The sequence below is a fragment of the Pseudomonas sp. KBW05 genome (genome assembly GCF_003852405.1).
In the GTDB taxonomy this organism is placed as follows: Bacteria; Pseudomonadota; Gammaproteobacteria; order Pseudomonadales; family Pseudomonadaceae; genus Aquipseudomonas.
On the sequence record NZ_QAJM01000029.1, the window covers coordinates 32,398 to 52,526 of the forward strand.

The window sequence follows — 20,129 nt, forward strand, 5'->3', positions numbered from 1 at the left end:
ATCGCATTCTCATGTTGGAACTCGGTCAAATGTGGGAGCGGGCTTGCTCGCGAAGGCGGCATCAGCCTCACACAAAACAAGAGGCTGCCTCAGTATATGGCGAATTCCCAACCCCGCCCCAACCCCGCACAATCAGCCCATGAATACCGTCCTCGCGTTCTACCAAGACATCGGTCCCGCCCTGACCCTGCTGGTGTTCGGCACTTTCCTGCTGGCCGGCACGGTCAAGGGTGTGATCGGCCTGGGCCTGCCCACCGTCGCCATGGGCTTGCTCGGCCTGGCTATGCTGCCGGCGCAGGCTGCGGCGCTGCTGATCATTCCCTCGACGGTCACCAATCTCTGGCAACTGGCGTTCGGTGGCCATTTGAGCGCGTTGCTCAAACGCCTGTGGCCGATGTTGTTGCTGATCGCTCTCGGCACCGGGCTTGGCACCGTGTGGCTGGGGATGGACGGCGGCCGTTGGGTGGTGCACGCATTGGGCGGGGCATTGCTGGTGTATGCGTTGAGCGGTCTGTTCTTGCCCACGTTCAAGGTCAAGCCTGCAAACGAACGCTGGTTGGGCCCGCTGTGTGGCGTGATCACCGGCGTTATTACCTCGGCCACCGGCGTGTTTGTGATTCCTGCGGTGCCGTATTTGCAGGCGCTGGGCTTGAACCGCGATCAGCTGGTGCAGGCGTTGGGGCTGTCATTTACCGTCTCGACCCTGGCGCTGGCCGCCGGGTTGGCCTGGCGCGGTACCCTGGGTGGCGGCGAGATCAATGCCTCGCTGCTGGCGCTGGTGCCGGCGTTGCTGGGCATGTGGCTCGGCCAGGTGGTGCGTCAGCGCATCAGTGCGCAGCTGTTCAAGCGCGTTTTTTTTATCGGCATGGCGCTGTTGGGCGCTCATCTGCTGATCAGTGGTTAACAATCGCCAAGGTATTCGTGCATTTCAGTCAAATGTATTTTGCGGTGCCGCCGCTTATTCCAAGGGGCCGAGGTCGATAGTCTGCGTCCAGACATTTTCAACCTCTTGGATACCCTCCCATGAAAAAAGTACTCCTGCTCAACGGCGGCAAACAGTTCGCCCACTCCGATGGTCGCTACAACACCACCCTGCATGACACCGCCCTGGCCGTGCTGGACCGTGGCGGGATCGACGTCAAGGTCACCCATATCGACGCCGGCTACGACGTGGCCGAAGAAGTCGCCAAGTTCCTCTGGGCCGACGTGATCATCTACCAAATGCCCGGCTGGTGGATGGGCGCGCCGTGGATCGTGAAGAAGTACATCGACGAAGTCTTCACCGAAGGCCACGGCAGCCTGTATGCCAGCGATGGCCGCACCCGTTCCGATGCGTCGCAGAAATACGGCAGCGGCGGCCTGATCCACGGCAAGCAGTACATGCTGTCGCTGACCTGGAACGCGCCGCAGCAAGCCTTCGACGACCCGAGCGACTTCTTTGAAGCCAAGGGCGTGGACGCCGTGTACTTCCCATTCCACAAGGCCAACGAATTCCTCGGCATGACCGGCCTGCCGACCTTCCTCTGTGTGGACGTGATGAAACGCCCGGCCATCGAAGCCGACGTGGCGCGCTACGAGCAGCATCTGGCGCAGGTGTTCAACCTCTCGGTGTAAGCTGCTGCGAACCGATAACGAGGACCGCCCGTGAAAGCCCGATCCGACGAGCTACAAATCTTTGTCAGCGTGATTGAGTGCGGCTCGATTTCCGCGGCGGCGGAGCAGGTCGGGCAGACGCCGTCGGCGGTCAGCCGCACGCTGTCGCGCCTGGAGGCCAAGCTCGACACCACGCTGATCAACCGCACGACGCGGCGCATGGACCTGACCGAAGAGGGCAAGTATTTCTTCGAGCAGGCCAAGGTCATCCTGGCGCAGATGGATGAGCTGGAAGAACGCCTGTCGTCGCGCCAGAAAAACCCGGCAGGACGGTTGCGCATCAATGCAGCCGTGCCGTTCATGCTGCATGGGATCGTGCCGTACATCGCCGAGTTTCGCCGCTTGTACCCGGAAATCCAGCTGGAGCTGAACAGCGATGATTTGATCATCGACTTGCTGGAACAGAGCACCGACATTGCGATTCGTATCGGTGTGTTGGCCGATTCCACCTTGCATGCCCGTTCCCTCGGCTGTACGCCGCTGCATATCCTTGCCAGCCCCGACTACATCGCGCAATTCGGCGCACCGGCCACGGTGGCCGAGTTGGCCGATCACACCTTGCTGGGCTTCACCCAGACCGAAACCCTCAACCACTGGCCGCTGCGCCATGTGGAAGGCGACCGCTGGCTGATCCAACCGAGCGTTTCTGCGTCCAGCGGCGAAACCCTGCGCCAGTTGGCGCTGGAAGGGCAGGGCATTTGCTGCCTGTCGAACTTCATGACCAGCGCCGATATCGACGCCGGCCGCCTGGTGCCGGTGCTGGAGGCGTTCAACAGCGGTTATCGCCAGCCGATCCACGCGGTGTATTACCGCAACTCGCAGTTGGCGCTGCGTATCCAGTGTTTCCTCGATTTTATCCAGGCCAAGCTGGCGCGGTATGCCTGCTGATTCGTGACCTCCGCGCAAGAGTGAATTGGGCGGCAGGGGCTTATTCGTCAAGGATCGGCCCTTGATACTGAGCCCATCACTTACTCAGTCAGGAGAACGCTCCATGAACGTATTCGTTACCGGCGCCGCAGGTTTTATCGGTGGCTCCATCGCCACCGGCCTGGTCAAGGCTGGCCACACCGTCACTGGCCTGGTGCGCAGTGCCGAACAAGCCGCTGAAATGACCGCCTTGGGCATCACCCCGGTGATCGGCAGCCTGGACGACGCGGCCGTATTGACCGAGCAGGCGCAGCAGGCTGACGCGGTGATCAACGCCGCCAGCAGCGACCATCGTGCGGCAGTGGAAACCTTGCTGGCGGCGCTGAAAGGTTCGAACAAACCGTTCCTGCACACCAGCGGTTCGAGCATCGTCGGTGATGCGTCGGGCGGCAAATCCAGCGACGTTATTTATTTCGAAGACAATCTGCCGGAACCGACGGTGGACAAAGCCGCACGCGTAGCCATCGACAACCTGATCCTGGCCGCCGCCAACGACGGCGTGAATTCGGCGGTGATCTGCAACACCTTGATCTACGGCCACAGCCTCGGCGTGAAGCGTGACAGCGTGCAATTGCCGCGCTTGCTCAAGCAGGCGCGCAAGAGTGGGGTGGTGCGCCATGTGGGGCCGGGGCAGAATATCTGGTCCAACGTGCACATTGAGGATGTGGTGGCGTTGTACCTGCTGGCACTTGAGAAAAATGTGCCGGGCACGTTCTATTTTGTCGAAAGCAGCGAGGCGTCGTTTATCGACATGACCACGGCGATTGCCGAAGCCTTGAACCTGGGTCAACCACAGGATTGGCCGTTGGCCGAGGCTGAGGCCGAGTGGGGTTATGAAATGGCCAACTATGGTTTGGGGTCCAACAGCCGGGTGCGTGGCCAGCGGGCGCGGGAGGTGTTGGGTTGGGTGCCGCAGCGTACGTCCGTTGTTGAGTGGATTCGCAACGAGATGGTGTGATGTTCGCTTGATACCGAGTCGCTGCCTTCGCGAGCAAGCCCGCTCCCACATTTGACCGAGTTCCAACTTTGGAATGCAGTCAAGTGTGGGAGCGGGCTTGCTCGCGAAGGGGGCCACTCGGTCTTCCAGACTAGCCCCACCCCGCTCAATTCCGTACCATCCCCAGCCTTATCCCCCGCATTACCCTGGTACCTCATGAACCTCACCCGTCTGCGCGCCGATGCCCTGGCCGGCCTCACCACGTCTTTCGCGCTGCTGCCCGAATGCATCGCCTTTGCCCTGGTGGCCCACCTCAACCCGCTGATGGGGCTCTACGGCGCCTTTATCATCTGCACCCTCACGGCCTTGTTCGGTGGCCGGCCCGGCATGGTCTCCGGTGCGGCGGGCTCGATGGCGGTGGTGATCGTCGCCTTGGTGGTGCAACACGGCGTGGAGTACCTGCTGGCCACGGTGCTGCTGGGCGGGTTGATCATGATCGCGTTCGGCCTGTTGCGCCTGGGCAAGCTGGTACGCATGGTGCCGCACCCGGTGATGCTCGGCTTCGTGAATGGCTTGGCGATCATCATTGCGTTGGCCCAGTTGGAGCACTTCAAAAGCGGTGAGCACTGGCTCAGCGGCACGCCGTTGTACGTGATGATCGGCCTGGTGCTGGTGACCATGGCCATTGTCTACCTGCTGCCGCGCATCACCCGTGCAGTGCCGCCGGCGCTGGTGGCGATCCTTGGCGTCGGCCTGGCGGTGTACCTGCTCGGCCTGCCGACCCGCACCCTGGGCGACATGGCCCACATCTCCGGTGGCCTGCCCACCTTTGCCCTGCCGCAAATTCCCTGGACCCTGGAAACCCTCGGCATCATCGCGCCTTACGCGTTCCTGATGGCCATGGTCGGCCTGCTGGAAACCCTGCTCACCCTCAACCTCACCGACGAAATCACCGAGACCCGTGGCTACCCCGACCGCGAAAGCGTGGCCCTGGGCGCGGCGAATATGGTCTCCGGTGTGTTTGGCGGCATGGGCGGTTGCGCGATGATCGGGCAAACCGTGATCAACCTCAGTTCCGGTGGGCGCGGGCGTTTCTCCGGGGTGTTTGCCGGGGTGATGATCCTGTTGTTCATCTTGTTTCTGTCGCCGTTTATCGAGCGGATCCCACTCGCCGCGCTGGTCGGGGTGATGTTCGTGGTGTCCCAGCAGACCTTCGCCTGGGCGTCGTTGCGGGTCATCAACAAGGTGCCGCTCAACGATGTGCTGGTGATTATCGCGGTGACGGTGATCACGGTATTCACCGACCTGGCCACGGCGGTGTTGTGCGGGATTGTGATTGCGGCGCTGAACTTCGCCTGGCAGCAGGCGCGGGAACTGTATGCCGATGAGCATCTGGAGGCCGATGGCAGCAAGCTCTATCGCCTGCACGGCACGTTGTTCTTTGCCTCGACCACGCCGTTTCTGAATCAGTTCGACCCGGCCAACGACCCGGCCCAGGTGACGCTGGATTGCCGTCACCTGAGCTTTGTCGATTACTCAGCGATTGCCGCGCTGATGACCCTGCGCGAGCGCTACGCCAAGGCCGGCAAGCATCTGCGGGTGCTGCACTTGTCGGAGCGCTGCAAGAAGCTGCTCAAGCGCGCCAAGGTGCATCACGACTGATTGAGTGGTGAGCTGGAATACTTGTGGCGAGGGAGCTTGCTCCCGCTGGGCTGCGTAGCGGCCCCAAAAAACTTGGGAGCGCTGCGCACTCCAGCGGGAGCAAGCTCCCTCGCCACAAATAGTTTCATGGCCCGACCAGGTCTTCCAACTCCTGGGCGCGGGTCTGGGTCATGTCCAGCACGCAGCCGGAGCCGTTGACCTGGTCGATGCTGCCACCGGTGGCGCTGCCGGCAAAGGCGCAATTGGCGTCACGGTACTTTATCCACAGGCGCTGCACGTCTTGCAGTTGCTGCTTGCGCGCCCCTTCCTGGGCGGCGAGGGCGGTCTTGTAGGCCGTGTTCAGGCGCTTGTCCTGCACCTTGGCTTCCTTGGCATTGCAATTGACCATGTCGGCGGTGGTGTTGGCGCCGTCCATGCATTTTTTCAGCGCCGCGTTATCGGCCGCCGAAGCGGTGCCGCACAGGGCAAGGAGCAGGGCGCTGGCGGCGAGGGATGTGCGAATCATGGGCGGTTTCCTGGCTGTTAGGGGGTTGCGCATTCTATGACTGGATGGCGACGTTTGAGTTTCCGCCATCCTCTGATCTTCATGTAAGAACACCCCCCGAATTTTCATCAGTGGCCGTCGGGCATATCCCAACGCGACAGCGCGTGTCTGTGGGCGAAAATTACTTTCATAAAAATTGAAAATACTCCTCGGTAATGATTTATGAGTTTCACAACCAATTCGACGTGACCCTTTCCGAGGAGTACCGCATGGCCGCATCACTGGGCTTCGGGCTGTTGGCATACGCTGCCATCGCCATCATTGCTTTGATCGTGCTGATTGCACGTTACCGGCTCAACCCGTTTATCGTCATCACCCTGGTGTCCATCGGCCTGGCGCTGACGGCGGGGATGCCGGCAGACACCATCATGGGCTCCTACGAAGCAGGCGTCGGCAAGACCCTGGGGCATATCGCCCTGGTGGTGGCGCTGGGCACCATGCTCGGCAAGATGATGGCCGAGTCCGGCGGCGCCGAGCAGGTGGCGCGCACCCTGATCAACCGGTTTGGCGAGCGCAACGCGCACTGGGCGATGGTGTGCATCGCGTTCCTGGTGGGCTTGCCGCTGTTTTTCGAGGTCGGTTTTGTGTTGCTGGTGCCGATTGCCTTTACCGTGGCGCGGCGGGTGGGCGTGTCGATCCTGATGGTCGGCTTGCCCATGGTCGCCGGCTTGTCGGTGGTGCATGCGCTGGTGCCGCCACACCCGGCAGCGATGATGGCGGTGCTGGCGTATAACGCGTCGGTGGGGCAGACCGTGCTGTATGCGATTTTGATCGGCATCCCGACGGCAATCATCGCCGGCCCGGTGTACGCCAAATACATCGTGCCGCGCATTCACCTGCCGGCGGAAAACCCGCTGGAACGCCAGTTCATCGAGCGTGAACCGCGCACCCGCCTGCCGAGCTTTGCGCTGACCATGGGCACGATTCTGTTGCCGGTGGTGTTGATGATGATCGGCGGCTGGGCCAACGTGCTTTCCACTCCGGGCAGCGGTTTCAACCAGTTCCTGTTGTTTATCGGTAACTCGGTGATCGCGCTGCTGCTGGCGACCTTGGTGAGTTTCTGGACCTTGGGCATCGCCCAGGGCTTCAATCGCGAGTCGATCCTCAAGTTCACCAACGAATGCCTGGCACCGACCGCGAGCATCACGCTGCTGGTGGGCGCGGGCGGTGGCTTGAACCGGATTCTGGTGGATGCCGGCGTCACCAATGAAATCCTCGGCCTGGCCCACGCTTTCCAGCTGTCGCCGCTGGTGATGGGCTGGCTGTTCGCTGCATTGATGCGCATCGCCACGGGTTCGGCGACGGTGGCCATGACGACGGCGTCCGGTGTGGTCGCGCCAGTGGCCATGGGCCTGGGTTATCCCCACCCGGAACTGCTGGTGCTGGCCACCGGTGCGGGCTCGGTGATCTTTTCCCACGTCAACGACGGCGGCTTCTGGCTGATCAAGGAATACTTCAATATGACGGTGATCCAGACCTTCAAGACCTGGACCGTGCTGGAAACCCTGATTTCAGTGGTGGCGTTCGGTCTGACTTACGGTCTGTCCTGTATTTTGTAATCCGGAGCCCCCATGGACATCCTCTACCAGATCCGCGCCCGCCAGGATTCCTTCAGCGCCGGCGAAGGCCGTATCGCCAGGCTGATGCTCGATGACGTGGGCTTTGCCGCATCGGCCAGCCTGGAAGAGTTGTCCCAACGGGCCGAGGTCAGTACCGCCACGCTGTCGCGGTTTGCCCGCAGTGTCGGTTGCCGCGATTTGCGCGACCTGCGCCTGCAACTGGCCCAGGCCAGTGGCGTCGGAAGCCGCTTCCTCGACCCGGCGGGCAAGCCGGAACAGTCGGCGTTTCATCGGCAGATTCTCGGCGATATCGAGGCGACGTTGCGTCAGCACCTGTCCGGCTTCAACCAGGCGGGGTTTGTCGATGCCGTCAACTTGCTGGGCCAGGCGCGGATGATCCACGCGTTTGGCATGGGCGGCCCGTCGAGCCTGTGCAGCGATGAGTTGCAAGTACGCCTGGTGCGTCTGGGCTATCCGATAGCGGCCTGCCATGACCCGGTGATGATGCGCGTCACAGCAGCAACCCTCGGCCCGGCGCACGCGTTGATCGTGTGCTCGTTGACCGGCCGCACCCCCGAGTTGCTCGACGTGGTGGCGCTGGCGCGCAACTACGACGCGCGCATCATCGCCATCACGCTGGCCGATTCACCCTTGGCGCAGTTGGCCGACGTGCTGCTGCCGCTGCAACCGGCCGAAACCAGTTTTATCTACAAACCCACGGCGGCGCGCTACGGCATGCTGCTGGCCATCGACCTGCTCGCCACCGAGCTGGCGCTGGCCCTGCCGGACGACAACCGGGAACGCCTGCGCCGGATCAAGCTGGCCCTCGACGATTATCGCGGCGGCCCCGACAGCCTGCCGCTTGGAGATTGAAATGAAGTACGACACGTTGATTCGCCAGGCGCTGATCATTGATGGCAGCAACACCCCCGGCTACCTCGCCGATGTGGGGCTGCGTGCGGGGCGCATCGCGGCGATCGGCGACCTCTCGGCAGCGACGGCCGAGCATGAGGTGGATGCCAGCGGCCGCGTGCTGGCGCCGGGTTTTATCGACGTGCACACCCACGACGACACGGTGGTGATCCGCCAACCGCAGATGCTGCCCAAGCTGAGCCAGGGCGTGACCACGGTGATTGTCGGCAATTGCGGCATCAGCGCGTCGCCGGTGAGCTTGCGCAGTGATCCGCCGGATCCGATGAACCTGCTCGGCAGCGCTTCGGCGTTTGTTTATCCGCGTTTCAGCGACTATCGAAAGGCAGTCGAAAACGCCCATCCGGCGGTCAACGTCGCCGCACTCATCGGCCATACGGCGCTGCGCAGCAACCATATGGACGATCTGCACCGCACGGCCACACCGGATGAAATCGCCGCCATGCGCGTGCAGTTGCAAGAGAGCCTCGAAGCCGGTGCGCTCGGGTTATCCACAGGGCTGGCGTACGCCAGTGCCTTCAATGCCGAGACCGATGAGGTGCTGCAACTCACTGAAGAGCTGACGGCGTTTGGTGCGGTGTACACCACCCATTTGCGCAGTGAATTCGAACCGGTGCTGGAGGCCATGGACGAAGCGTTCCAGATTGGCCGGCATGCCAAGGTGCCGGTGATCATTTCCCACCTCAAATGTGCCGGCGCGGGTAACTGGGGGCGTAGTCCACAGCTATTGGCGGCGTTGGAATCGGCGGCGAAAACCCACCCGGTGGGGTGTGATTGTTATCCCTATGCGGCGAGCTCTTCGACCCTGGATCTGAAGCAGGTCACCGATGCGTTTCGTATCACCATCACCTGGTCGACGCCGCACCCTGAACTGGGCGGGCGCGATTTGCAGGACATCGCCGCCGAGTGGGACGTTTCGCTGATGGACGCGGCGCGCCGCCTGCAACCGGCGGGGGCGGTGTACTACGGGATGGATGAGGCGGATGTACGACGTATCCTCGCGCATCCGCTGTCGATGGTGGGCTCGGATGGGTTGCCGGAAGATCCGTTCCCCCATCCGCGCTTGTGGGGCGCCTTCCCACGGGTGTTGGGGCATTTCAGCCGGGATGTGGGGATTTTTCCGTTGCACACGGCGGTACACAAGATGACCGGGTTGTCGGCGGCGCGGTTTGGCTTGGCCGAGCGGGGTGAGATTCGCGAGGGGCATTGGGCTGACCTGGTGTTGTTCGACCCGTTGCGCGTGCGTGATGTGGCTGACTTCAAGGAACCGCAGCGCGCGGCGGAAGGGATTGATGGGGTGTGGGTCAACGGTGTGTTGAGCTACCGCGACGGCCAGGCAAATGGCCAGCGGCCGGGTCGCTTCCTGGCGCGGAGCGGGGATTTGCGTAAGGGTTTTTCGTCTCTATAGTGGTCGCTTTTCATACACGGAGCGGTTGCCATGCACTTAGGAAAAGTCACCCCCATCTTGCGGATCTTCGACGAGACCAAGGCGCTGGAGTTTTACGTCGATTTCCTGGGGTTCAAGGTGGACTGGCAGCATCGCTTCGAGGCGAATTTCCCGTTGTACTTGCAGGTGTCGTTGGGTGAGTGCGTGCTGCATTTGTCCGAGCATCATGGCGATGCGTCACCGGGGGCGGCGGTGCGGATTCAGGCGCAAGGGGTGCACGGTTACCAGCAGCAGTTGGCGGGCAAGGGATATCGTTATGCCAAGCCTGAGGTTGAAGAGACGCCTTGGGGCTCGCGGGAGATGAGCATCAGGGACCCGTTTGGGAATCGGGTGGTGTTTGTTGAAGACGGTGAGGGCTGAGGGGGGAATCGCAGGCAATAAAAAACCGCCTTGGATAAGGCGGTTTTTATCGCAAGCCCAGTTTGCGGCTGGGTCGCGGTTTCACAGGACCATTGACCTGTTGGCGATATTACTGCTGCTCGAAGGTGCTAAGCAAGCCCTAACGATGGGCGGTTTTCATTTCTACAAGCCAAGACAACTTGGTGAATATGCATGTAAAAAACGGCAACAACTTTAAGGATAGTCTGGCGTTGCTTGTCACACCTTGGCTTGGAGGGCTGAGTTAGTATCGCCCTCGTTCCGTGTTCGTCGTGATGTAGATTGGCTGGGTTAGCGCGCAGATATTTGGACCGACCGCCACGGGTTTTGCACCCCGTGCCGGATTCATGCGGAAGGCCCATAAACCCAGCCACCTCACAGGACCATTGACCTGCGTCCAAAGGCCCACATGTTCCGGTAAGTGCGTTGGAGGTAAGGCCCAATTCACGGAGGGCCGAGTATGTCTAAGTTTGCACGACGTACGTGGAACCTCGTAGTGAACTGCCTGCGTGCTTATCACGTGTGGAAGTTCCTGCGGGACAGCTTCGATGACCGTTAAGGTCTGAGAAGTGGAGCCGCCTCGGTGTATACCGAGGCGGCTTTTTGGTTTCTTACACCCGGAAGTGGCTGACCATCTGCTGCAACTGGCTGCCCAAGCGCGCCAATTCAACACTCGACTTGGCCGTCTCATCACTCGCCGTAGCCGTCTGCTCGGACACATCCCGCACATTCACGATACTGCGGCTGATCTCTTCCGCCACGGCACTCTGCTGCTCAGCGGCGGCGGCGATCTGCTGGTTCATCGACTGGATATTCGACACCGTACGGGTGATGTTTTCCAGGGACACGCCAGCCTTGCGCGTCAGTTCGACACTGCTGTCGGTGAGGCTGCGGCTGTTGTTCATCACCGTGGCCACTTGCTGTGTGCCGTTCTGCAAACCGGCGACCAGGCCTTCGATTTCCTCGGTGGATTTTTGCGTACGTTGGGCCAGGCCACGTACTTCGTCGGCGACCACGGCAAAGCCGCGACCGGCTTCACCGGCACGTGCGGCTTCAATGGCCGCGTTGAGCGCCAACAGGTTGGTCTGTTCGGCCACGGCCTTGATCACGTCCATCACGCTGCCGATCTTGTTGCTCTCTTGTTGCAGGTGCGCCATGGCGTCGGTGGAGCGTGCCACTTCGGCGGCCAGGCGTTCGATCTGGGCGATGGCTTCGGCCACCACCTTGTCGCCTTCGCGGGCTTGGCCGTCGGCGTCGGACGCGGCTTGGGAGGCCTGTTCGGCGTTGCGCGCGACTTCCTGCACGGTGGCTGTCATCTCGTGCATGGCGGTGGCGACTTGATCGGTTTCGATCTTCTGGCTGTTCACGCCGGCGCTGGTCTGCTCGGTCACGGCAGACAATTCTTCGGCCGCGCTGGCGATTTGCGTCACGCCGTCGCGGATACCGCTGATCAGCTCGCGCAGGGTCGTGCCCATGCGCTGGATACCTTGTTGCAGCACGCCCAGTTCATCACGGCGGGTGACCTGGATGTTGTGGCTCAAATCACCGGAAGCGATGCGTTCCACCACGGCCAGGGTTTCTTGCAGTGGGCGAGTGATCTGGCGGGTGATGACGATCGCAGCGATAACGCCGACCAGCAGGGCCAGCAACGTGCTGATCAATTGCAGGCTGCGGGCCTGGGCGCTTTCGGCGTCGCGGCGGTCAAGCTGGATGTCGTAGAGCTTGTCGCTGATGTTGACGATATCGGCGCCTTGGGTGGTCATCTCGGCACGGGCGCTGACGATGTTGGCATTGGCGGCCTTGTAGCTTTGCACCGCGGTGCGGTAGGCGCCGAGGGCGGTTTCCAGGGCGGCCAGTGCGGTTTGCTGGTCGGCGCCAAAGACAGCGCTGAGCTTTTTCAAGCCGCCGATGGCTTTTTCGATCTGTGCGGCGGCGCGGGCTTCGGTGTCGGCGTTGACATTATTGGTGTAGCCGCGCACTTCGTAGCGGGCCAGTTGGAAGTCTTCCTTGGCCTGGGTCACGGCCTGGAACTGGGTGAAGCGCTCCGGGCTCTCGGCCATCTGCTGCACGCTGGCATCGAGGGCGTTGATCTGGGTGTTGGCGGTATCGGCTTTGTCACCCATGACCTGGCGCGCGGCGTTGCCGTTACGGTAGGCCTCGCGCATTTTGTTCAGGGACTGCTGGTAGGCGGTGATGACGGCTTTTTGCTCATTGAGCAGTTTGAGGTTTTCCGGGCTCTTGAAGCTGTCCAGCAGTTTCTGTTGCTGGGCGGCGAAGGCGTCCAGGCTGGTCTGGACGTTTTGGGCCACGGTTTCGTCGCCGTTGGCCAGCATGTATTGCAGACGCACGATACGCAGCTTGGTCAGCGAGGCATTGAGCTGGGTGATGTCGCTCATCCAATTGCTACGGTCAATCAGACCGCTCAGGCTGGTCCAGCCGGTGAGGGCCAGGATCGAGGTGAGGACCAGCACCAGGCCGAAGCCCAGGCCCAGTTTGAGGTTGACGCTAATGTTGCCGAACCAGCTATTCATCGAATGCTCCGCAAGGGTGATATCTGTTTGCTGGGAGGTATTGTTGTTTGAGCCAGCCAATGTATGTAGGTGGGTATCGGCGGGAGAGTGTGAATCTGAAACGGTTTATTCAATATGGCGTGGACTGCCGTGAAAAACCGACCAGTGGCGATACGCTGGAGTGGGGGGGGGCAGCGCTCATCCAGCTGCAATATTCTGTGCTAGTCTGCTCGCCCTTTTAGATCAGGATGGCGCGCGAAATCGTGTCGTCCTACAGCGGAGCACCTTCATGTCCGAAGTTAATCTGTCCACCGACGAAACCCGCGTCAGCTACGGCATTGGCCGTCAACTGGGCGACCAACTGCGCGACAACCCGCCACCGGGCGTGAGCCTGGACGCGATCCTGGCGGGCCTGACTGACGCTTTTGCCGGCAAGCCAAGCCGTGTTGACCAAGAGCAAATGGCTGCCAGCTTCAAGGTTATCCGTGAAATCATGCAAGCCGAAGCGGCTGCCAAGGCAGAAGCTGCTGCTGGAGAAGGCTTGGCTTTCCTGGCTGAAAACGCCAAGCGTGATGGCATCACCACCCTGGCTTCCGGCCTGCAATTTGAAGTGCTGACTGCCGGTGATGGCGCCAAGCCAACCCGTGAAGACCAAGTGCGCACTCACTACCACGGCACCCTGATCGACGGCACTGTGTTCGACAGCTCCTACGAGCGTGGCCAGCCTGCTGAATTCCCGGTTGGCGGCGTGATCGCCGGCTGGACCGAAGCCCTGCAACTGATGAATGCCGGCAGCAAATGGCGCCTGTACGTGCCGAGCGAACTGGCTTACGGCGCTCAAGGCGTTGGCAGCATTCCGCCGCACAGCGTTCTGGTGTTCGACGTCGAGCTGCTCGACGTTCTGTAAGACCTGCTGAACCCTGCGGGTGTTGGGCTTGTGTGGGAGCGGGCTTGCTCGCGAATGCGGTGGATCAGTCAGCTTATCTGTAGCTGACACTCCGCTTTCGCGAGCAAGCCCGCTCCCACATAAAGCCCAGCCCTACAGGTTTTGCGTGGATGCTCATGGATGAAACTTGCCATTCAACTCGGTGGCCGGGCGCAACGCTCGGGCATAGCAGAACAGAAACAGATTGCGCACCACCTCCTTCAACACCCCAGGTTCACTCGAACTCAAGCCATTCACGTCCAGGTCGCCCTGGTCTTGCAGCTCGTTGAGCGCTTCTTCTTCCAGCACCGCACAGACTTCACCGGTTTCCCGATGCAGGATGCGCAGGTAAGGGTGTGGGCGGTCGAGCCAGGCATCTATCAAATAAGTCATGGTGGTTCTCCTTGATAAGTTTCAATGAGAATAATTCTTATTCGTAGAATAGCAAGTGCCTATTGGCGGTTTGTGGTTTTTTCTGTGTGGATATTGCGCGGGGTCAAACGGGAGGGCGAAACGCCATCCCGCGGCGGGCGCGGGATGGAAGCAGCAGGTTCAGACCTTGCGGACGAACTCGGACTTGAGTTTCATCGGGCCGATACCGTCGATCTTGCAATCGATATCGTGGTCGCCGTCGCACAGGCGGATGTTCTTGACCTTGGTGCCGACCTTGACCACCAGGGAGGTGCCCTTGACCTTGAGGTCCTTGATCACGGTGATGGTGTCGCCGTCTTGCAGGACGTTGCCCACAGAGTCTTTCTTCACGGTTTCATCGCCGGCTGCTTCGGTCTCGCCATTGGCGGACCACTCATGGGCGCATTCCGGGCAGATCAGCTGGGCGCCGTCTTCGTAGGTGTATTCGGAATTGCATTTCGGGCAGGGTGGCAACGTGCTCACTAAAGCTCCTTGAGAGTCAGGGATGGCTAAAAGTCGCACATTATATAGGGTTTTGTAGGCAGGGCGGGATGGTGAATTGGCAATACAAACCAAAAGTGGGAGCGGGCTTGCTCGCGAAGGCGGTGTGTCAGCCACATATTCGTTAACTGATCCACCGCCTTCGCGAGCAAGCCCGCTCCCACACAAGCCCGCTCGCCACAGAATCTGCGTTAGTGCGTACGCGCGACGGCAAACTCGCTCAGCTCAACCAGGGCATCCCTGTATTCGCTGGCTGGCAGGGCTTCCAGGCATTTGATCGCACGAGCCACGTAGTCACGTGCCAGCTGCGCGGTGTAGTCCAGCGAGCCCGAGGCTTCCACGGCTTCGCGGATGCTTTCCAGGTCTTCGATCCCGCCTTTCTGGATCGCCTTGCGCACCAGGGCAGCCTGTTCCGGGGTGCCTTCGCGCATGGTGTAGATCAGCGGCAAGGTCGGCTTGCCTTCGGCCAGGTCGTCACCGACGTTCTTGCCCAGGGTTTCGGCGTCGCCACGGTAGTCGAGCAGGTCGTCTACCAATTGGAACGCCACGCCCAGATGGTCGCCAAAGGTGCGCAGGGCTTCGGCCTGTTCGGCGGTCGCGCCACACAGCGCGGCGGCGCTATGGGTGGAGGCTTCGAAGAGCATCGCGGTTTTGCCGCGAATCACTTCCATGTAGGTTTCTTCGGTGGTGCTGGCGTCGCGGACCTTGGACAGCTGCAACACTTCGCCTTCGGCGATGATGCGCGTGGCCTGGGACAGAATCTTCATCACCGGCATCGAGCCCAGCTCGACCATCATTTCGAACGAGCGCGAATACAGGAAGTCGCCGACCAATACGCTCGGAGCGTTGCCCCACATGGCGTTGGCGGTCTCGCGGCCACGGCGCATGCCGGACATGTCGACCACGTCGTCATGCAGCAGGGTGGCGGTGTGCAGGAATTCGATGGTAGCGGCCAGCAGGCGCAGGTCATCGCCTTCGCGGCCCAGGGCCTTGCCACACAGCAACACTAATAAAGGACGCAGACGTTTGCCGCCGGCCGACGTAATGTAGTCGCCAATTTTGGAGACCAGCGGCACTTTAGAAGTCAGCTGCTTCTTGATGATGCCATCGACGGCGCTAAAATCGTCCGCGACCGCGCGGTAGAAGGCTTGGGGTTGCATCAGCGACAGTCGCTCCAGAAGGGTTGCGCGGCATGCTAGGACCCTCACCCCCGGGTGTCAAGGCGCGATGGGCGGCCACTTGCAACAGCCATTTACCTTGCGTACAATCGCGCACCCTGAACTTCCTGGGCAGCACCTGCCTTACGCAATTGCATTCGGGACGTCCATCCCATGCAGCCATGCCAGCCAATACCTCTTCTTATAAAGAGCTGGGTGAGCAGGATTATCGGAGAAATACCATGTCGTACGCAGTAATTGTTACTGGTGGCAAGCAATACAAGGTCGCCCCAGGTGAATACCTGAAGATCGAAAAACTGGAAATCGCTACCGGCGAATCCGTTACTTTTGATCGCGTTCTGTTGGTCGCCAATGGCGATGACGTGAACATCGGCGCTCCAGTTGTTGCTGGCGCTACCGTTGTGGCTGAAGTGATCTCCCAAGGTCGTCACGATAAAGTCCGCATCATCAAGTTCCGTCGTCGTAAGCACCACATGAAGCGTATGGGCCACCGCCAGTGGTACACCGAGATCAAAATCACCGGTATTCAGGCTTAATTTCAGCCTAATTCCTCACTAGGAGAATTGACTCATGGCACACAAAAAAGCTGGTGGTAGTACCCGTAACGGTCGCGATTCAGAAGCCAAACGCCTTGGCGTCAAGATGTATGGCGGCCAGAAAATCATTCCGGGCAACATCATCGTGCGTCAGCGCGGCACCCAATTCCACGCCGGTTACGGTGTAGGCATGGGTAAAGATCACACCCTCTTCGCGAAAATCGAAGGCGTGATCAAGTTTGAAGTAAAAGGCGCGTTCAACCGCCGTTACGTGAGCGTTGTCGCAGCTTAATTGCGAGATCGCTGGAAAAGCCCTGTCTTGCGACGGGGCTTTTTCGTTTGTGGAGTGAGTCTCTTGCAAAGCTGTTTGTAATGGGCTCAGGCGCTGGATATGCGGTCGCTGATTGAGGTCGCTGCGCTCATTTTTGCAAGAGTCTTATGTCTTGGTTTCTTAAGCTCGTCCGTGCGGCGAGAGGCGTTTTGTTATGAAGTTCGTTGATGAAGTTTCCATCCGAGTAAAAGCAGGCGACGGCGGTAACGGTTGCATGAGTTTCCGTCGCGAAAAGTTCATCGAAAACGGTGGCCCAAACGGCGGTGACGGCGGTGACGGCGGTTCCATCTACATGATGGCCGACGAAAACCTCAACACCCTGGTCGACTACCGTTACACCCGGCACTTCGATGCCGAGCGTGGCTCCAACGGCGGCAGCACCGACTGCACCGGTAAAAAAGGCGAAGACCTGGTACTGCGTGTACCGGTCGGCACCACCATCATCGACTCGGCCACCCAGGAAGTGATTGGCGACCTGACCAAGGCCGGCCAGAAACTGATGGTGGTGCAGGGCGGCTGGCACGGTCTGGGTAACACCCGATTCAAGTCCAGTACCAACCGTGCACCACGCCAGACCACGCCAGGCAAGCCGGGCGAGCAGCGTGACCTCAAGCTGGAAATGAAAGTACTGGCTGACGTTGGCCTGCTGGGCTTGCCGAACGCCGGTAAAAGTACCTTCATCCGCTCGGTTTCGGCCGCCAAGCCGAAAGTCGCCGATTACCCGTTCACCACCCTGGTGCCAAACCTGGGCGTGGTCAGCGTTGATCGCTGGAAAAGCTTTGTGGTCGCCGACATTCCTGGCCTGATCGAAGGTGCTTCCGACGGCGCCGGCCTGGGGATTCGCTTCCTCAAGCATTTGTCCCGCACCCGTTTGCTGCTGCACCTCGTCGACATGGCGCCGCTGGATGACACCAGTGCACCGGACGCCGCCGAAGTGATCGTCAGCGAGCTGACCAAGTTCAGTCCGGCCCTGGCCGAGCGTGATCGTTGGTTGGTCCTGAACAAGTGCGACCAGATCCTCGAAGAAGAGCACGAAGAGCGCGTCAAGGAAATCGTCGATCGCCTGGAGTGGGAAGGTCCGGTCTACGTGATCTCGGCCATCGCCAAAGAAGGCACCGAGCGCCTGACCCGCGACATCATGCGCTACCTCGAAGACCGTGCCGACCGCCTGGCGGCCGACCCTGTGTTCAAGGCTGAGCTGGCCGAACTCGATCAGCAGATCGAAGACGAAGCCCGTGCCCAGTTGCAGGCTCTGGATGACCAGCGTGCCCTGCGTCGCAGCGGCGTGAAGTCGGTCCATGACATCGGCGACGACGATTGGGACGAAGAAGACGTGGATGATGAAGATGGTCCGGAAATCATTTACGTGCGCGACTGATCCGTTGCGATAAACTTGAACGCCGCTCCTTTAGAGCGGCGTTTTAGTATCCGGGTTTAACGTTATGGGCCGCGCTGGGTCGCGCAGCCCTCAATCTAAGGTTGAAGATGATGCGGAGCAAAGTGACAGGTGCGCAGCGCTGGGTCGTAAAGATCGGAAGTGCGCTGCTGACGGCGGATGGCAAGGGGCTCGATCGCGCAGCCATGAGCGTCTGGGTCGAGCAGATGGTGGCCTTGCATGAGGCTGGCGTCGAGTTGGTATTGGTCTCGTCCGGGGCCGTTGCCGCCGGGATGAGCCGCCTCGGTTGGACCGCGCGACCCAGCGCGATGCACGAACTGCAAGCTGCCGCCGCCATCGGCCAGATGGGCCTGGTGCAAGCCTGGGAGTCCAGCTTTGCCGAGCACGGCCGCCACACGGCGCAGATCCTGCTGACCCACGACGACCTGTCCGACCGCAAGCGCTACCTCAACGCCCGCAGCACCTTGCGTGCGCTGGTGGAGCTGAAAGTCATCCCGGTGATCAACGAAAACGACACCGTGGTCACCGACGAAATCCGCTTTGGCGACAACGACACTCTGGCCGCCCTGGTGGCCAACCTGGTGGAAGCCGACTTGTTGGTGATCCTCACCGACCGCGACGGCATGTTCGACGCCGACCCGCGCAACAACCCCGACGCCCAGTTGATCTATGAAGCGCGCGCCGATGACCCGGCGCTGGACGCCGTGGCCGGCAGCGTCGGCGGTGCCCTGGGCCGTGGTGGCATGCAGACCAAGTTGCGCGCTGCGCGCCTGGCCGCGCGTTCCGGCGCCCACACCATCATCGTCGGCGGGCGCATCGAGCGTGTGCTGGACCGGCTCAAGGCCGGCGAGCGCATCGGCACGCTGCTGTCGCCGGAACGCGGCATGCTCGCGGCGCGCAAGCAGTGGCTGGCCGGTCATCTGCAAACCCGTGGCACGCTGGTGCTGGATGAAGGTGCGGTATCGGCGCTGTCCCAGGGCAACAAGAGTTTGCTGCCGGTAGGCGTCAAGTTGGTGCAGGGCAGCTTCCGCCGTGGCGAGATGGTGGTGTGCGTCGCGCCCGACGGTCGTGAGATCGCCCGTGGCCTGGCCAACTACAGCGCCCTGGAAGCGCAGAAAATCATTGGACAATCTTCTGATGCGATTGTCGGACTATTGGGTTACATGGCGGAACCGGAACTGGTTCACCGCGACAACCTGATCCTGGTCTAACCAAAGGAATACACGATGCGCGTAATGAAGGGATTGCTCGGCCTGCTGCTGGCCATGCCACTGCTGGCCTCGGCTGAAGAGATCGGCCAGGTGTCGACCGTATTCAAATTTGTCGGCCCCAATGATCGGATCGTCGTCGAAGCCTTTGACGACCCCAAGGTCGATGGCGTGACCTGCTACCTGTCGCGCGCCAAGACCGGCGGCGTCAAAGGCGGCCTGGGCTTGGCCGAAGACCGCGCCGAAGCTTCGATCGCCTGCCGCCAGGTCGGCCCTATCCGCTTCAAGGGCGAGCTCAAGGACGGCGACGAAGTGTTCAAGGAGCGCACCTCGCTGGTGTTCAAGACCATGCAGGTGGTGCGCTTCCTCGACAAGAAGCGAAACACCCTGGTTTACCTGGTGTACAGCGACCGTCTGATCGAAGGCAGCCCGCAGAACGCAGTGACCGCGATTCCGATTTTGCCGTGGCCGACCGCTCAGTAGTCCACAGGCGGGTTTTGTAATCGGCGTCTATGATTGCAGGCTTGCGGGTTGTAATCTCGACGAGCCGCTTTGCTAAGAACATGGGATATCTGGAGTTCGTCATGAGTGCTTTCCACGACCTGAAACTCAAAGCTTTGGACGGACAAGAGCTGCCACTGGCGCCCTTCAAGGGCCAGGTGGTGCTGGTGGTCAACGTGGCCTCCAAATGTGGCTTGACCCCGCAATACGCGGCGCTGGAGAACCTCTACCAGCAATACAAGGACCAGGGTTTCACCGTGCTTGGCTTGCCGTGCAATCAGTTTGCTGGCCAGGAACCGGGCAGCGAAGAGGAAATCCGCGAGTTCTGCAGCCTCAACTACGGCGTGACGTTTCCGTTGGGCAGCAAGCTCGACGTCAATGGGCCGGATCGTCACCAGTTGTATCGGCTGCTGGCGGGCGAGGGCGCCGAGTTTCCAGGGGATATCACCTGGAACTTCGAAAAATTCCTGCTGGGCAAGGATGGGCGAGTGCTGGCGCGCTTCTCTCCACGCACGGCACCGGACGATCCCACGATCGTCCAGGCCATCGAAAAAGCCTTGAGTTAACTCGGCCCGACCTGTGGCGAGGGAGCTTG

21 protein-coding genes are annotated in these 20,129 nt (G+C 61.0%); 16 read left to right on the forward strand and 5 right to left on the reverse strand.

Going from position 1 to position 20,129, the window contains the following annotated elements; translation table 11 throughout:
- Positions 1–139 precede the first annotated feature (139 nt).
- The 5 genes from DBR46_RS24615 (at position 140) to DBR46_RS24640 (ending at position 5,179) form a co-directional block, all read left to right on the forward strand.
- Positions 140–904, forward strand: a complete 765-nt coding sequence (locus DBR46_RS24615) for a sulfite exporter TauE/SafE family protein (protein WP_124528310.1) — start codon at positions 140–142, stop codon at positions 902–904.
- Between the two features lie 119 nt (positions 905–1,023).
- Positions 1,024–1,614, forward strand: coding sequence for an NAD(P)H-dependent oxidoreductase (locus tag DBR46_RS24620; protein ID WP_124528311.1), 591 nt, complete (start codon positions 1,024–1,026; stop codon positions 1,612–1,614).
- A gap of 30 nt (positions 1,615–1,644) precedes the next feature.
- Positions 1,645–2,541, forward strand: coding sequence for a LysR family transcriptional regulator (locus DBR46_RS24625; RefSeq protein ID WP_124528312.1), 897 nt, complete (start codon positions 1,645–1,647; stop codon positions 2,539–2,541).
- 103 nt (positions 2,542–2,644) lie between these two features.
- The gene (locus DBR46_RS24630; protein WP_124528313.1) at positions 2,645–3,538 is read left to right on the forward strand and encodes an NAD-dependent epimerase/dehydratase family protein; all 894 of its coding nucleotides are present in this window, start codon (positions 2,645–2,647) and stop codon (positions 3,536–3,538) included.
- A gap of 195 nt (positions 3,539–3,733) precedes the next feature.
- Positions 3,734–5,179 carry a SulP family inorganic anion transporter gene (locus DBR46_RS24640; protein WP_124528315.1) on the forward strand — a complete coding sequence of 482 codons (1,446 nt, stop codon included), beginning with the start codon at positions 3,734–3,736 and terminating at the stop codon, positions 5,177–5,179.
- 124 nt (positions 5,180–5,303) lie between these two features.
- Here the strand turns inward: DBR46_RS24640 and DBR46_RS24650 are convergent, their stop codons facing one another.
- The gene (locus DBR46_RS24650) at positions 5,304–5,684 is read right to left on the reverse strand and encodes a lysozyme inhibitor LprI family protein (protein WP_124528317.1); all 381 of its coding nucleotides are present in this window, start codon (positions 5,682–5,684) and stop codon (positions 5,304–5,306) included.
- Positions 5,685–5,932: 248 nt separating this feature from the next.
- On the opposite strand from DBR46_RS24650, the gene DBR46_RS24655 reads away from it, so the two are divergent.
- Genes DBR46_RS24655 through DBR46_RS24670 form a run of 4 tightly spaced genes read left to right on the forward strand, consistent with a single transcriptional unit; the run spans position 5,933 to position 10,019 of the window.
- Entirely contained in the window at positions 5,933–7,282 is a 1,350-nt protein-coding gene (locus DBR46_RS24655; protein ID WP_256659393.1) for a gluconate:H+ symporter, read from the forward strand.
- Between the two features lie 12 nt (positions 7,283–7,294).
- Entirely contained in the window at positions 7,295–8,155 is an 861-nt protein-coding gene (locus tag DBR46_RS24660) for a MurR/RpiR family transcriptional regulator (protein WP_124528319.1), read from the forward strand.
- Position 8,156: 1 nt separating this feature from the next.
- Entirely contained in the window at positions 8,157–9,620 is a 1,464-nt protein-coding gene (locus tag DBR46_RS24665; RefSeq protein ID WP_124528320.1) for an amidohydrolase family protein, read from the forward strand.
- 30 nt (positions 9,621–9,650) lie between these two features.
- On the forward strand, positions 9,651–10,019 hold the full coding sequence (locus DBR46_RS24670; protein WP_124528321.1) for a glyoxalase superfamily protein: 369 nt from the start codon (positions 9,651–9,653) through the stop codon (positions 10,017–10,019).
- Between the two features lie 629 nt (positions 10,020–10,648).
- Here DBR46_RS24670 and DBR46_RS24675 read toward each other — a convergent pair.
- A complete protein-coding gene (locus DBR46_RS24675; protein WP_124528322.1) occupies positions 10,649–12,568 on the reverse strand; it encodes a methyl-accepting chemotaxis protein in 1,920 nt (639 codons plus the stop codon).
- A gap of 268 nt (positions 12,569–12,836) precedes the next feature.
- Here DBR46_RS24675 and DBR46_RS24680 point away from each other — a divergent pair, with 268 nt between their 5' ends.
- Positions 12,837–13,454 carry an FKBP-type peptidyl-prolyl cis-trans isomerase gene (locus tag DBR46_RS24680; protein WP_017477811.1) on the forward strand — a complete coding sequence of 206 codons (618 nt, stop codon included), beginning with the start codon at positions 12,837–12,839 and terminating at the stop codon, positions 13,452–13,454.
- 153 nt (positions 13,455–13,607) lie between these two features.
- On the opposite strand, the gene DBR46_RS24685 is transcribed toward DBR46_RS24680, so the two are convergent.
- The 3 genes from DBR46_RS24685 to DBR46_RS24695 all read right to left on the reverse strand — a co-directional run bounded on the left by DBR46_RS24685 (position 13,608) and on the right by DBR46_RS24695 (position 15,544).
- Positions 13,608–13,865 carry a hypothetical protein gene (locus DBR46_RS24685; protein WP_003194088.1) on the reverse strand — a complete coding sequence of 86 codons (258 nt, stop codon included), beginning with the start codon at positions 13,863–13,865 and terminating at the stop codon, positions 13,608–13,610.
- A gap of 159 nt (positions 13,866–14,024) precedes the next feature.
- The gene (locus tag DBR46_RS24690; RefSeq protein WP_017735022.1) at positions 14,025–14,366 is read right to left on the reverse strand and encodes a zinc ribbon domain-containing protein YjdM; all 342 of its coding nucleotides are present in this window, start codon (positions 14,364–14,366) and stop codon (positions 14,025–14,027) included.
- Between the two features lie 209 nt (positions 14,367–14,575).
- Positions 14,576–15,544 (reverse strand): polyprenyl synthetase family protein, encoded by a 969-nt coding sequence (locus DBR46_RS24695; protein ID WP_017735023.1) that lies wholly within the window; start codon positions 15,542–15,544, stop codon positions 14,576–14,578.
- 239 nt (positions 15,545–15,783) lie between these two features.
- Here DBR46_RS24695 and rplU point away from each other — a divergent pair, with 239 nt between their 5' ends.
- From rplU to DBR46_RS24725, 6 genes are all read left to right on the forward strand, one after another.
- Positions 15,784–16,098 carry a 50S ribosomal protein L21 gene (gene rplU / locus DBR46_RS24700; protein WP_003176051.1) on the forward strand — a complete coding sequence of 105 codons (315 nt, stop codon included), beginning with the start codon at positions 15,784–15,786 and terminating at the stop codon, positions 16,096–16,098.
- Between the two features lie 34 nt (positions 16,099–16,132).
- The gene (gene rpmA / locus DBR46_RS24705) at positions 16,133–16,390 is read left to right on the forward strand and encodes a 50S ribosomal protein L27 (protein ID WP_003176049.1); all 258 of its coding nucleotides are present in this window, start codon (positions 16,133–16,135) and stop codon (positions 16,388–16,390) included.
- A gap of 193 nt (positions 16,391–16,583) precedes the next feature.
- Positions 16,584–17,807, forward strand: a complete 1,224-nt coding sequence (gene cgtA, locus DBR46_RS24710; RefSeq protein ID WP_017735024.1) for an Obg family GTPase CgtA — start codon at positions 16,584–16,586, stop codon at positions 17,805–17,807.
- A 110-nt stretch (positions 17,808–17,917) separates the two neighbouring features.
- Complete coding sequence (gene proB / locus DBR46_RS24715) at positions 17,918–19,036, forward strand: glutamate 5-kinase (protein ID WP_017735025.1); 1,119 nt, start codon at positions 17,918–17,920, stop codon at positions 19,034–19,036.
- A gap of 15 nt (positions 19,037–19,051) precedes the next feature.
- Positions 19,052–19,516 (forward strand): CreA family protein, encoded by a 465-nt coding sequence (locus DBR46_RS24720; RefSeq protein WP_015885841.1) that lies wholly within the window; start codon positions 19,052–19,054, stop codon positions 19,514–19,516.
- Between the two features lie 101 nt (positions 19,517–19,617).
- Positions 19,618–20,100, forward strand: a complete 483-nt coding sequence (locus tag DBR46_RS24725; protein ID WP_017735027.1) for a glutathione peroxidase — start codon at positions 19,618–19,620, stop codon at positions 20,098–20,100.
- Positions 20,101–20,129: the final 29 nt, after the last annotated feature.